We start from the raw sequence: 13,106 nt of genomic DNA on the forward strand, positions 1-13,106 counted from the left end.
GACGTTCCGCGGGAAGAGCGAGGCGAGCGAGAGACCGTCGGTCATCCCCCCGGGCACCCCGACGTAGCCCACCGTGCCACCGGGCCGGGTGATCGCCAGGGCCGTGTCCCAGGAGGACTGCATGCCGACGGCCTCCATGACATGCGCGACCCCGAGCCCGTCGGTCAGCTCGCGGACCCGCTCCACGGCCTCCTCGCCTCGCTCGGGGACGATGTCGGTCGCGCCGAAGCCGCGTCCGACGGCGATCCGGTCCTCGTGCCGACCGAGCAGGATGATCCGCTCGGCGCCGAGGCGGCGGGCGGCGAGCACCCCGCACAGACCGACGGCACCGTCGCCCACGACCGCGACGGTCGACCCCGCGGTCACCCCCGCACTGATGGCCGCGTGATGGCCCGTGCCCATGACGTCGGAGAGGGTCAGCAGGGCGGGGAGCCGCTCGTCGTCCGGGCCGACGGGGGCCGCGACGAGGGTGCCGTCGGCGAACGGGACCCGCACGGCCTCGCCCTGGCCGCCGTCGATGTGGTTGCGGCCCCAGATCCCGCCGTGCAGGCAGGAGGTCTGCATGTTCTCGAGGCACATCGGGCAGGTGCCGTCGCTGAACACGAAGGGGGCGATGACGACGTCACCGCGGCGCAACGTGGTGACCTCCGAGCCGAGCTCCTCGACCACCCCGACGAACTCGTGGCCGATGGGACCCGGGCCGCCGTCGCGCGCGCCCGGGCGACGGTAGGGCCACAGGTCGGACCCGCAGATGCACGAGACGAGCACCCGCACGATGGCGTCGGTCGGCTCGATCAGGACGGGATCGGCAACGGTCTCGACGCGGACATCGCGCTCACCGTGGTGCTGAACGGCTCTCATGGCGATCATTGTCCGCCTTCGGGCACGCGCCGGCGCCCACCGTTCACTGCGTGGCAGCGCCCGCACGAGAGCGCCCGGGTGGCAGCGGCGGCGGGACCGCAGCGGCCCCCGGGGCCGGCATCGGCGCGGCCCCCACGAGCCCGTACGGCTCAGACCGCCGGAAGCTCGAGGGTCCGACCGGTGAGCAACCGGAACGCCTCGAGGTAGCGCTCCTGGGTGCGCGCGACGACGTCCGCGGGCAGCGGCGGCGGCGGGGTGTCGGAGTGGCGATCCCACCCGGACGCCGTCGAGGTCAGCCAGTCGCGCACGTACTGCTTGTCGAAGCTCGGCTGCGCGTGGCCCGGCTCCCACTCCTCCGCCGGCCAGAACCGCGAGGAGTCCGGTGTCAGCACCTCGTCGCCGAGCACGATCCGTCCGGCGTGCTCGCCCTGGGCCGGGCGCCCGAACTCCACCTTGGTGTCGGCGAGGATCACCCCTCGACCCCTGGCGATCTGCTCCGCGCGCGAGTAGATCGCCAGCGTGAGGTCACGGATCTCGGTGGCGTCGGCCAGGCCGATCTGCTCGACGACACGGTCGAGGCTGACGTTCTCGTCGTGCTCACCGAGCTCGGCCTTGGTCGCCGGGGTGAAGATCGCCTCCGGGAGCCGCGAACCGTCCACCAGGCCGGGAGGGAGCTGCACACCGCAGACCGAGCCCGTGTCCCGGTACTCGAGGAGGCCGCTGCCCGTGAGGTAGCCGCGCGCGACGCACTCGACCGGGATCATCTCCAACCGGCGGCACAGCATGGCCCGCCCGGCGACGGCAGCCGGGACCCCGTCGGGCCCTGCCTCCGCCGTGACGACATGGTGCGGGACGAGGTCGTCGAGCTGCTCGAACCACCACAGGCTGAGCTGGGTCAGGACGATGCCCTTGCCCGGCACGGGCGTGGACAGCACATGGTCGTAGGCGCTGATCCGGTCGCTCGCGACGACGAGCACCACATCTCCCGCGGGGTGCGGCTCCGCGGGGAGGTACAGGTCGCGGACCTTCCCGGAGTAGGTGTGCACCCAGCCGGGCAGGTCGACGGCCGAGCCCCCGGCCGCTCCGGGCATCGGCGCGGTCCCGGCGCCCGCCTCACTCATCCCGGTCACCGAGCCCGCTCGCGCCACCGAGCCCGCTCGCGCCACCGAGCCCACTCGCTCCACCCGGCGTGCCGCCCGACGTGCCGAGGTCCTCCGGCCCGCCGAGGCCCCCCGGCCTCCCGAGGTCCTCCGGCCTCCCGAGGCCCTCCGCCCGTTCGAGCCCACGGGGCTCGCCTGCGAGAGCGGCGGCCGCCGCGTCGTCCGGGTCGTCGCCGAGGTCGTCGAGCCCCGTGGCGGACGGGACCGGCACGGCGACCGGCGCGGGGAGGTTCCTCGCGATGTCGCTCCGGTGGTGCGAACCGCGGAGGGCGATCTGCTGGACACCGGAGTAGGCCACCTCGCGCGCCGCGTCGACGTCCGCTCCGACCCCCACCACGGACAGCACCCGTCCACCGGCGGAGACGAGACTGCCCTCACCGGAGGAGGACGTCCCGGCGTGCAGCACGTGCACGCCGGCGATCTGCTCGGCCGCGTCGATCCCCTCGATCTCGTCACCGGCCCGCACGGCGCCCGGATAGCCGTGCGCAGCGATCACCACGGTCACGGCGGCCTCGTCACGCCACCGCAGGGCGGGCAGCACCGCGAGGGACCCGGTCGCCGCGGCGTGCAGGACCTCGGCGAGCGGGGTCGCCAGGCGCGCCAGGACGACCTGCGTCTCCGGGTCGCCGAAGCGGGCGTTGAACTCGATCACGCGCACCCCGCGGCCGGTGAGGGCAAGGCCGCAGTACAGCACCCCGACGAAGGGCGTCCCCCGGCGGCGCATCTCGTCGACGGTCGGCTGCGCGACGCGCGCGACGACGTCCTCGACCAGCCCCGGCGGCGCCCAGGTGAGGGGCGAGTAGGCGCCCATCCCCCCGGTGTTCGGTCCCTCGTCGCCGTCGAGGGCCCGCTTGAAGTCCTGAGCGGGCGCGAGCGGGATCACGTCGGTCCCGTCGCACAGGCAGAACAGGGAGACCTCCGGGCCGTCGAGGTACTCCTCGACGACGACGGCCGCCCGCTCGCCCGCGCCCGCCCGGCGCTCCAGGCAGTCGCGGGCGTGCGCGAGTGCCGCGTCCCGGTCGCTCGTCACGACGACGCCCTTGCCGGCGGCGAGACCGTCGTCCTTGACCACGTACGGGGCGCCGAAGGCGTCGAGGGCAGCGGCGACCTCGTCGACGGTCGTGCACAGGTGCGCCATCGCGGTCGGCACACCGGCCGCCGCCATGACCTCCTTCGCGAAGGCCTTGGAGCCCTCGAGGGCCGCTGCCTCCCCGCTCGGGCCGAAGCAGGGGATCCCTGCGGCACGGACGGCGTCCGCGACCCCGGCCACCAGCGGGGCCTCCGGACCGACGACGACGAGGTCCGCAGCGAGGGAGACGGCGAGCTCGGTCACAGCCTCCGGCGAGAGCTGGTCGACGGGGTGCAGCGTGGCGAGCCCCGCGATCCCCGGGTTGCCAGGGGCCGCGTGCAGCTCGTGCCCGCTCAGGGCATCGGCAGCACCGGCACCGTTGAGCCCGTTGAGGCCGGCGAGCGACCGCACGATGGCGTGCTCGCGCGCGCCCGTTCCGATGACGAGGATCCTCACGGGGCGTCAGCCTACTGGCGCACGTCGCTCGCGCCAGGGCCGTCCACGGCGCCGACCTCGCGGGAGAGGCACGCCAGGGTCTCGATCGTCTCGTCCGCCCAGGCGATCGCTGCGCGTGCGGCGTGCTCCCCCGCGGACAGCGTGACCAGGGCGAACGGGGCGTGCTCGTCGCGCGGGTCGATCTCCTCGCGAGCGAGCGCGAGCTCGGCGAGCTGCGCCACCGCGCGGTCACGGTGCGCCCGGACGAGCCCGATGGCGGTCTCGGCACCGAGGACGTGCCCGAAGAACAGCCGCAGGAGCAGTCCGTTGCGGGGCGGGACGGGCTCGTCCTGCTCGGACAGCAGCTCGACCAGACGCTCGCGGCCCGCGGCGGTGAGCGCGTAGACCCAGGACCGGGGCCGCTCTCCGGAGCGACGTTCGACCAGGCCCTCCGCCTCGAGCCGGGCGAGGGCCGGGTAGATCTGCCCGTAGCTCTCGCTCCAGAAGTGCCCGAGGACGTCACGGATCCCGGCGCGGACGGCGTACCCCGTCATCGGCTCGATGCTCAGGGCACCGAGCACGGCGAGATCTGTGCGACTCGCTCTTGCCATGACCGACCTCTCTGGTAGATATTGCTGACAGCAATATAGCCGAAGCGAGCGAAGGGCCCGATCCCGCCATGTCAGACGCAGCACGCACACAGCTCCCGCTCCGAGCGGGCACGACCGACGCCGCCGTCGCCCCCGCCGACGCGTCCGGCCCCTCCGCCGCGACCCCCGCCGACGCGTCCGGCCCCTCCGCCGCGACCCCCGCCGACGTCACATCCGCCGTCACCCCCGCCGTGACCTCCCTCGCCCCCGCCGTCGCGACCGGCCCCGACACCGACGCCCATCCGGACGCCCGCTCCGACGGGAGCACGCGGCACTCGTCGGCAGACCCTGGCGCCCGGGTCCCGAGCCGGGTCGCAGCCGCGCTGCTCGGTGGGGTCAGCGCGTTCCAGGTCGCGCTGGCGGCCGGGGCGCCCTGGGGCGAGGCGGCCTGGGGTGGTGCCTCAGCCACCGTGCCTGCCGGGCTGCGCGTGGCGAGCGGAGTGGCCGCGATCGTGTGGTCGGGAGGCGCGCTCGTGGCTCTCCGTCTGGGCGGGCACGAGACCTGGGCCCCGGTACCCGACCGCTGGCTGCGCCGGACCACCATCGGCCTGGCCGCCTGGTCCGGGGTGGGCGCCCTGATGAACCTCGCCTCACCCAGCGTGCTCGAGCGCGCGATCTGGGCCCCGACGTCGCTCGCGATGGCTGCCACCCTCGCGCTGACGGCAGCACGGGGCCGCCGAGACCCGTCCTGACGACGGCCGCAGGGCGCCGAGGCTCGGCGCGGCCGACCCGGCCGGCCCGGCAGCGCTCACCCTCGCCGCGTCCACCGCCCCGCGACCGGCCCGGCAGCGCTCACCCTCACCGCGTCCACCGCCCCGCGGTCGCCCGGCCGGCGCTCAGTCGAGCAGGTCGAACCGGCTGATCGTCGCCTCACGGCCGGGGCCGACGCCGATCGCGGAGATGCGCGTGCCGCTGATCTCCTCCAGCGCAAGCACGTAGCGCTGGGCTGCGGGCGGCAGGTCCTCGAAGCGACGGGCACCGGAGATGTCCTCCTGCCAGCCCTCGAACTCCTCGTACACGGGCACCGCGTGGTGGAACTGGCTCTGGTCGTAGGGCATCTCCGCGTGGCGGACCCCGTCGACCTCGTAGGCCACGCAGACCGGGATCGTCGCGAGCCCCGTGAGGGTGTCCAGCTTGGTCAGCACGAGGTCGGTCAACCCGTTGACGCGGCTGGAGTACCGCGCCACGACGGCGTCGTACCAGCCGCACCGACGCGGGCGGCCCGTCGTCGTGCCGAACTCCCCGCCCCGCTGCCGCAGCCACTCGCCGCTGTCGTCGAGCAGCTCGGTGGGGAAGGGGCCCTCGCCCACGCGGGTGGTGTACGCCTTGATGACCCCGACGACGCGGTCGATCCGGGTGGGGCCGACGCCCGAGCCCGTGCAGGCCCCGCCGGCGGTCGCGGAGGACGACGTCACGAAGGGGTACGTGCCGTGGTCGACGTCGAGCATGGTCGCCTGGCCGGCCTCGAAGAGGACGTTCTTGCCCGCGTCGAGGGCCTCGTTGAGCACCAGGGCGGCGTCGACGACCATCGGGCGCAGGCGCTCCGCGTTGGCGAGCAGCTCCTCGACCGTCTCCTCGACCGTCATCGCGCGACGGTTGAAGACCTTCACGAGCAGATGGTTCTTCTGGTCGAGGGCGCCCTCGACCTTCTGCGTGAGGATGTGCTCGTCGAAGAGGTCCTGCACGCGGATCCCGACGCGGCTGATCTTGTCGGCGTAGGCCGGGCCGATACCGCGGCCCGTCGTGCCGATCTTCCGCTTGCCGAGGAAGCGTTCGGTGACGCGGTCGATCGTGCGGTGGTACGGCGCGATGACATGCGCGTTCGCCGAGACCAGCAGGCGGGAGACATCGACGCCACGGGCGATGAGGGCGTCGAGCTCCCGGAAGAGCACCTCGAGGTCGATGACCACGCCGTTGCCGATGACCGGGGTGACTCCGGGCGAGAGGATTCCCGAGGGCAGCAGGTGCAGGGCGTACTTCTCACCGTCGATGACGACGGTGTGCCCGGCGTTGTTGCCGCCGTTGAACTTCACGACGTAGTCGACGCGGCTCCCGAGCTGGTCGGTGGCCTTGCCCTTGCCCTCGTCGCCCCACTGGGCACCGAGCACGACGACGGCTGGCATGAGTCCTCTTTCCGCGGCAGACGAGACCGCAGGGGCGCCGCGGCCGTCACGAGGTTACCGGGTGGACGCGCTCCGCATGCGACTCGCCTCACCCCTCGATAGTGTCGCCTCGCGGCTCACCCCGGCCGCCCCAGGGAGGATCCATGATCGAGATCTCGATGTCGGCTGCGACGACGACGCTGACGATCTCCGGGGATCTGGACCTGGCCGAGCGTGAGCAGTTCCCCGAGGTGGCGGCCCGCGTCACGGGCCTGCGTCGCCAGCTCCTGGTGCTCGACATGTGCGCCGTCACCTTCATGGACTCGACAGGGGCCGCCTTCCTCATCACCCTCGCGGACTCCTCGCGCAAGCGCGGCGGCGCCACCGTGCTGCGCGGCTGCGACGAACGTGAGCTCTTCGTGCTCGAGGTGTGCGGAGCACTGCCCATGTTCCGCATCGACCTCGACCACCGCTGCCCGCCGGACGGGCACGTCCAGGGCTGAGCCCTCAGAAGCTGGCCGGCCCGAACCGTCCGACGGCGACCACGAGCGCCAGCACGGCGAGCACCGACGGTGCCACGACGGCCGCACGCGGGTCACCACGGCGCAGGTGGGCGATGCCGGCGCCGACCATCGTCAGGAGAAGTCCCAGTGCGGCGACCGGGACGAGCACGGTGGCGATCCCGGTGACGGCCGGGAGCACGAGACCGAGCGCGCCGAGGAGCTCGACGAGGCCGATGAGACGAATCTGGGTCCCGCTGAAGTCCGCGAGGGTCGGCATCGACTCCGTCACCTTCTCGCGAGGCGAGGTGAGCTTCATGAGGCCCGCCCCGAGGAAGGCGGCGGCGAGCAGGCCGGTGAGGATCCACAGCGTGATGTTCATCAGTTCTCCATGTTGAATGTTCAAGTGGACAGGAGTGTGCCTCAGTTGAGTTGAACATTCAAGCTCGTACTCCTAGCGTGGTGCCGTGCCCGACGAGACGCCCTGGCTGAGCGACCAGCAGTTCAGCGCCTGGATGGCGCTCGCGGCCATGCTCGGGACGCTTCCCGGGGCGATCGACGCGCAGCTCAAGAGGGACGCGGGGATCAACCGCTTCGAGTACGTCATGCTGGCCGAGCTCTCCGAGGCGCCGGGGCATGCGCTGCCGATGTCGCGGCTCGCGCTCTTCGTCGCGGGTTCGCCCTCGCGCCTCTCGCACGCCGTGGACCGCATGGAGCGCAAGGGGTGGGTGACGCGGCGCGCCGCCGATACCCCTGGGCGCCGGATGGAGGCGGTCCTGACCGAGGCGGGCTTGGCAAAGGTGGTGGCGACGGCGCCGGGGCACGTGCGGGAGGCACGTCGTCTCGTGATCGACGCCCTCGACGAGGAGCAGATCGCCCAGCTCGACGCGATCGCCCGGATCATCGTCGCCAGGGCGGCCCCACCCGAGATCGCGTCACTCCTCGAGCAGAAGGCACCGGGCCGGGGCAGCCCGACGCCGACGGACTGAGCCGCACGAGCCGCGGGTCACCGCCCACGGGCCCGGCGACGGCGACCCAAGGACGCTCCGCTGGAGCGACGCCCCGCACGCTCCCCGCAGGCGACGCCGACACGCTCCCCTGGTGCGACCCACGCCCCCTCCGCTGGAGCGACGCCCCGCACGCTCCCCTCGGAGCGATACGCGCCGTCACCCCTGGTGGACCTCCAGCCCGGTCGGGTACATCCGCGCCCAGACGAGCTTCCCCCCGCCGATCGGGCGCCAGCCCCAGTCGGCGAGTCGCTCGACGATGCGCATCCCGTAGCCACCCACGCGGTCCGCGTGCCCGTCCGTGCTGACCGGCGGCGCCGGGTTCGCGTCCTCGACCTCCATGCGCAGACCGTCGCCGGTGTCGTAGAGCCTGAGCACCACGTGGCCCCAGCCGTGCAGCACGGCGTTCGCGACGAGCTCGGAGACGACGAGCTCCGCGGCCGCCGCACCCGGGAGGCCCCAGGCCTCGCACGCGCGTGCGACGGCGTGCCGCGCCCGGCCGATCGACCCGGGCTCGCTCGCGAGGGACCAACGACGCTGCCGCGGCCGGTCGTCCTGCGCCGCCACGGCGTCCGGATCGGGCACGCGGACGACGACGACCGCGACGTCGTCCTCCGGTTGCCCGGCGAGCCGGGAGAGCAGTGCCTCGCCCACCCCCGCCGCGTCGAGGGTGCCGACCGTCCCGGCGGTCTCGACCAACAGGTCCAGGCCCTGGCGCAGGGTGCGGTCCCGGCGTTCGATGAGTCCGTCGGTGACCAGGATGAGGACGTCGCCCTCCTCGAGCTCGCAGCGCCCGGTGGCTCGTCCGCCGTGGCCGAAGCCGATGAGAGGGCCGGCCCCGTCGGTCAGCGTGGTGACATGTTCGCCGCGCGCCAGCACGGGCGGGAGGTGCCCGGCGCGTGACCACCGGAGGGTCCAGCCGGTGTCGGTCCGCACCATCGAGGCCAGGACGAGACTCGCCGCCCTGGACACGCGCACCCCGCTGATGAGCTGGTCGACGCGGTCGAGAACAGGCCCGGGGTCGGCGTCGTCGTGCGCGTAGGAGCGCACGACGGAGCGCAGCTGACCCATCACGGCTGCCGCCTCGACGTCGTGCCCCACGACGTCGCCGATGACCAGGACGACCACGCCGGGCGCGACCTCGAGGACGTCGTACCAGTCCCCGCCGACCTGCGCATGGCTCGAGCTGGGCGCGTAGTAGGTCCACACGTCGAGGTCGTTGATCTCGGCCTGCTGCGGGAGCATCGCCCGTTGAAGCGTCTCGGCGAGCTGGTGCTCGCGGGCATAGAGGCGCACGTTGTCCGCCGCCATCCCGACGCGACGCACGACCAGGTGCAACATCGTCAGATCGTGCGCGTCGAAACCGGCGGCGCCCACCCCGGTGCGGGGGACGGTGACGAGCAGCGCCTGGACGGCACGCCGGCCCGCGACGGCGTGCACGACGACGACGGGGGCCTGAGGGACGTCCCCCGCGGAGGTCAGCAGCGCGACCAGACGCTCGGTGTCCGGACCCACGGCGGCGTCCGGGTCGAGGAGCACCTCGACCGGGCCGGGGACGGTGCCGTCGAGCAGGGCGCGGACCGGATCGGGCGCGGGTCGTCGGCCTGCCGAGGTACGCGACCTCTCGCGCGGCCGGCGCGGCTCCCGCAACAGCACGTCGAGCCCGGTGCTCTCGCGCAGGCCGCCGTCGTCGACGAAGAACCCTGCCCAGGCGACGACCTCGCGCTGCAGGATGCGCGCGATCTCCTGCAGGACGAAGGGGTCGTCCAGGTCGGCGAGGAAGTCCGAGACCTCCGAGACGGCGGCGAGGCCGCTCCGTTCGCGGCGTTCGTAGCGGATCGAGGCGTCCTGGGCGTCGGCGCGCTCGACCTGGGCCGTCACGTCCACCTGGATGCCCACCCAGTGGGTCACCAGTCCGTCGTCGTCCGCCACCGGCGAGATGGAGATCTGGTTCCAGAAGGGAGTGCCGTCCCGGCGGTAGTTGAGCAGAGTGACCGTCGCGCTGCGCCCCTCGGCGATCGCGGCGCTGATCTCCTTGCTGCTGAGCGGGTCGGTCCCCGGGCCCTGGAGGAGCTCCATGCTCTGGCCGACGATCTCCTCGCTGGACCAGCCGGTGGTGCGGGTGAAGGCCTCGTTGACCCAGACGACGTTCGCCCCGGGAGTGGCCGCGTCGGTGAGCACGACGGAGACGTCGGTCGCATTGAGGGCCCGGTCGCGCACGGCAGCGAGGAGATCCGCACCCGGCCCCGCGGCCCCAAGGTTCACCACCACCTGCTCCGATCGTCTAGCGTTCCTCGCAGACGCATCGCGGAATCGACTGCGATGCGGTACGCGAGGGATGTGACGTGCGAGACGGTAACAGCGTTGGGCCCGGCGGGCCTGCCGACGACGCCCGGACGATCGCCGCATCCGAACCGGCGTCGGTGCACGTGATCGTGCAGGACGGCAGGACGCGGATCGTCCTGTCCGGTGAGGTCGATGCAGACCTCGCGGGCGACCTCGCGGAGGCGACGACGGCGGCGGAGGCCAACGGGCTCCCCATCGACATCGACGCCCAGCACGTGACCTTCATGGACTCCTCAGGCATCGCCTTCCTCGCGCGGATCGCCAGCCGCAGCACGAAGTCCGTCCGCATCCTGCGCGCTCCCGAGACGGTGCGCTTCCTGCTCGAGGTGACCCGCATCGGCGAGCTCCTCGAGGCGGTCGACGACGACCCCGCCGGCGGTACCCCCGACGACGCCGCCTGAGGGCGATAGCTCCACGGACGAAGCCGGAGCGCACGCGCCCCACGGACGGTGCCCGACCGCTGACGCCCCACCGGCCCAGCGGCTCACGGGCCCACCGGACCACCGGACCACCGGACCGCCGCCCACGGCCCGCAGGCCAACCGGCCCACCGGCCCGGCAGCTCAGTGACCCAGACACGACGACGGCCGACAGCCCCGGACATGACGCTGCCCGCCCCTCGCGAGGGGCGGGCCTCGTCATGCGTACCGACGTCGGCCGGCGGCTGCGAGCCGCCGACCGTCCTCAGTCGCTCAGAGCTTGTGACCGGCAGAACGCAGCTGCTGCGCGGCCTCGACCAGACGCTTGGCCATGCCGGCCTCGGCGAGCTTGCCCCAGACGCGGGGGTCGTAGGTCTTCTTGTTGCCGACCTCGCCGTCGACCTTGAGGACGCCGTCGTAGTTGCTGAACATGTGGCCGGCCACCGGGCGCGTGAACGCGTACTGGGTGTCGGTGTCGATGTTCATCTTGATGACGCCGTTGTCGACCGCCTCGGCGATCTCCTCGGCGGTCGAGCCCGAGCCGCCGTGGAAGACCAGGTCGAACGGGTTGGTCTTGCCCAGGGTGGCGCCGACGGCGTCCTGGATCTCCTTGAGGATCGACGGGCGCAGCTTGACGGCACCCGGCTTGTACACGCCGTGCACGTTGCCGAAGGTCAGAGCCGTGAGGTAGCGACCCTTCTCGCCCGAGCCGAGCGCCTTGACCGTGGCCAGGCCGTCCTCGATCGTCGTGTAGAGCTTGTCGTTGATCTCGGCCGTGTGGCCGTCCTCCTCGCCACCGACGACGCCGACCTCGATCTCGAGGATCGTGCGAGCCGCGACGGAGAGCTCGAGGAGCTCCTCGGCGATGACCAGGTTCTCGTCGAGCGGAACGGAGGAGCCGTCCCACATGTGCGACTGGAAGGTGGGGAGCTTGCCGGCCTTGACCTGCTCGATCTCGAGGGCGAGCAGCGGGCGGACCCAGGAGTCCAGGTTCTGCTTGGCGCAGTGGTCGGTGTGCAGCGCGACCGTGATGGGGTAGTTCTTGGCGACCTCGGTGGCGTAGGCAGCCAGGGCGAGCGAGCCGGCGACGCGGTCCTTGATGGTCGAACCAGACGCGTACTCGGCGCCACCGACGGAGACCTGGATGATGCCGTCGGACTCGGCCTCGGCGAAGCCCTGGAGCGCCGCGGTGACCGACTGCGAGGACGTGATGTTGACGGCGGGGTAGGCGAACTTGCCTGCGCGCGCGCGGTCGATCATCTCTGCGTAGACCTCGGGGGTGGCGATAGCCATGGAGACTCCTGCTGATCGGGTGGGTTTTTCAAGCCCATCGTGGCATGGATCACGCCGAATGAGACGGGACTCTCGCCCCGTGGTCCTCCCGCGGCCAGGTGTCGAGCACGACGACGACGGCGAGCCGAACGTGGTCCACCCGCCCCGCTCTTGGCGGATGCCGAGCAGGATGCTCGCCACCAGCACGTATCTCCCCCGCCCCGCGGGTCGGGCGGCACCGCCCCGGTCAGGCCGGGATCGGCAACGGGTCCTGGGCGCACGCCGGGGCCGCGCGCCGGTGGGTCGACCCCCGGGCCGGCGGGCCACCGGGCGGCGGATCCACGGCTCCGGGCAGCGGGCCACCGGGCGGCGGGTCCACGGCTCCGGACGGTCCTCTGCCCTGGGCGTCGACCCCATCCCGGTCCGAGGATCGCGACACCTCCCCCTCGTCCCCGATCACCCTCCCGTCACTGCCGACGAAGGCCCACCGGCAGGCGACCCCCTCACCGCCACGGCGCGAGATCGCGATCCCTCGCCTGTGGACGAGTTCGTGGTGGAACCAGCAGAGGAGGACTCCGTTCGCGACGGACGTGCGTCCGCCATGAGCCCAGGACACGACATGGTGGACCTCGCCCAGCGCGACGGGAGCGCCGCAGCCCGGGTAGCGGCAGCTCTGGTCCCGCGCGATGACCGCGCGCCGCTGCTGCCCGGTGTAGGTCCGGCGGGCACGCCCGACGTCGAGCACCTCACCGTCCGGGCCGAAGACGATCCGGGAGATCTCCGAGTCGCAGGCGAGCCGGTCGAGAACCGACCGGGGCACGATCGTTCCTCCGGTGGTCTGCGCGGGCGCGGACGACCCGGACGCGCTCTCGTCGGGGCACCAGCCGGCCGGCAGCCACGTCGGGTCCGCCTCACGCGACTCGTCCTGCGCGGCCGCACGCAGCGCCTCGCTCCGCAGCGTCTCCCAGGGCACGAGCACGGAGAGGTGCGGCCGCACCGACTGCCCACCGCCGGCCAGTCCGCGGTCCAGGACCAGCCGAGAGGCGTCGACGAGGGCCGCGGCCTGCCGTTGCTCCCGCGAACGAGAGTCGTCGGCCGCGGGAACCCCTGCGACCGCGCGCAGCGCGAGGACGAGAGCTTCGCCGTGCTCATGCGTGAGGAATCCCTGGAGGACGACACCGTCGGACCGTCGGGAGACCGTGAGGTGCTCCCGCGCGGATGCTGCCTCGTGCTCGGCCTCCGCCGCCGCCGCGTCGACGCTCGCCGCCCACCGGCGAACGGTGCGC

The 13,106-nt window shown here is 73.1% G+C and carries 12 protein-coding genes and 1 pseudogene; 4 read left to right on the forward strand and 9 right to left on the reverse strand.

Features of this window, described 5'->3' with window-relative positions:
• From ABWK99_RS06985 to ABWK99_RS07000, 4 genes and pseudogenes are all read right to left on the reverse strand, one after another.
• The coding region (locus ABWK99_RS06985; RefSeq protein WP_372593982.1) for a zinc-binding dehydrogenase at positions 1 to 861 on the reverse strand (861 nt) is incomplete at its 3' end.
• Positions 862 to 1,010: 149 nt separating this feature from the next.
• Positions 1,011 to 1,982 (reverse strand): phosphoribosylaminoimidazolesuccinocarboxamide synthase, encoded by a 972-nt coding sequence (locus tag ABWK99_RS06990; protein WP_372593983.1) that lies wholly within the window; start codon positions 1,980 to 1,982, stop codon positions 1,011 to 1,013.
• A gap of 274 nt (positions 1,983 to 2,256) precedes the next feature.
• Positions 2,257 to 3,546 (reverse strand): annotated as a pseudogene (gene purD / locus ABWK99_RS06995) (phosphoribosylamine--glycine ligase); the annotation flags it as partial.
• 11 nt (positions 3,547 to 3,557) lie between these two features.
• On the reverse strand, positions 3,558 to 4,136 hold the full coding sequence (locus ABWK99_RS07000) for a PadR family transcriptional regulator (RefSeq protein WP_372593984.1): 579 nt from the start codon (positions 4,134 to 4,136) through the stop codon (positions 3,558 to 3,560).
• A gap of 68 nt (positions 4,137 to 4,204) precedes the next feature.
• Here ABWK99_RS07000 and ABWK99_RS07005 point away from each other — a divergent pair, with 68 nt between their 5' ends.
• Positions 4,205 to 4,867, forward strand: a complete 663-nt coding sequence (locus tag ABWK99_RS07005; RefSeq protein ID WP_372593985.1) for a hypothetical protein — start codon at positions 4,205 to 4,207, stop codon at positions 4,865 to 4,867.
• 144 nt (positions 4,868 to 5,011) lie between these two features.
• On the opposite strand, the gene ABWK99_RS07010 is transcribed toward ABWK99_RS07005, so the two are convergent.
• On the reverse strand, positions 5,012 to 6,298 hold the full coding sequence (locus ABWK99_RS07010; RefSeq protein ID WP_372593986.1) for an adenylosuccinate synthase: 1,287 nt from the start codon (positions 6,296 to 6,298) through the stop codon (positions 5,012 to 5,014).
• Positions 6,299 to 6,441: 143 nt separating this feature from the next.
• Here ABWK99_RS07010 and ABWK99_RS07015 point away from each other — a divergent pair, with 143 nt between their 5' ends.
• Positions 6,442 to 6,780: an STAS domain-containing protein gene (locus ABWK99_RS07015; protein WP_372593987.1), complete on the forward strand. Its 339-nt coding sequence runs from the start codon at positions 6,442 to 6,444 to the stop codon at positions 6,778 to 6,780.
• Positions 6,781 to 6,784: 4 nt separating this feature from the next.
• Here the strand turns inward: ABWK99_RS07015 and ABWK99_RS07020 are convergent, their stop codons facing one another.
• Positions 6,785 to 7,159: a DoxX family protein gene (locus tag ABWK99_RS07020; RefSeq protein ID WP_372593988.1), complete on the reverse strand. Its 375-nt coding sequence runs from the start codon at positions 7,157 to 7,159 to the stop codon at positions 6,785 to 6,787.
• Between the two features lie 85 nt (positions 7,160 to 7,244).
• Here ABWK99_RS07020 and ABWK99_RS07025 point away from each other — a divergent pair, with 85 nt between their 5' ends.
• Positions 7,245 to 7,766: a MarR family winged helix-turn-helix transcriptional regulator gene (locus ABWK99_RS07025; protein WP_372593989.1), complete on the forward strand. Its 522-nt coding sequence runs from the start codon at positions 7,245 to 7,247 to the stop codon at positions 7,764 to 7,766.
• A gap of 177 nt (positions 7,767 to 7,943) precedes the next feature.
• Here the strand turns inward: ABWK99_RS07025 and ABWK99_RS07030 are convergent, their stop codons facing one another.
• On the reverse strand, positions 7,944 to 10,049 hold the full coding sequence (locus tag ABWK99_RS07030; RefSeq protein ID WP_372593990.1) for a SpoIIE family protein phosphatase: 2,106 nt from the start codon (positions 10,047 to 10,049) through the stop codon (positions 7,944 to 7,946).
• 158 nt (positions 10,050 to 10,207) lie between these two features.
• Here ABWK99_RS07030 and ABWK99_RS07035 point away from each other — a divergent pair, with 158 nt between their 5' ends.
• The gene (locus ABWK99_RS07035; protein ID WP_372593991.1) at positions 10,208 to 10,531 is read left to right on the forward strand and encodes an STAS domain-containing protein; all 324 of its coding nucleotides are present in this window, start codon (positions 10,208 to 10,210) and stop codon (positions 10,529 to 10,531) included.
• Between the two features lie 290 nt (positions 10,532 to 10,821).
• On the opposite strand, the gene fbaA is transcribed toward ABWK99_RS07035, so the two are convergent.
• Both fbaA and ABWK99_RS07045 read right to left on the reverse strand, forming a co-directional pair.
• A complete protein-coding gene (gene fbaA / locus ABWK99_RS07040; RefSeq protein WP_372593992.1) occupies positions 10,822 to 11,841 on the reverse strand; it encodes a class II fructose-bisphosphate aldolase in 1,020 nt (339 codons plus the stop codon).
• A 226-nt stretch (positions 11,842 to 12,067) separates the two neighbouring features.
• Positions 12,068 to 13,106: DUF222 domain-containing protein (locus ABWK99_RS07045; protein WP_372593993.1), on the reverse strand; the 1,039-nt coding region annotated here is incomplete at its 5' end.

The sequence above is a fragment of the Actinotalea sp. genome, from assembly GCF_041597215.1.
Lineage (GTDB): Bacteria > Actinomycetota > Actinomycetes > Actinomycetales > Cellulomonadaceae > Actinotalea.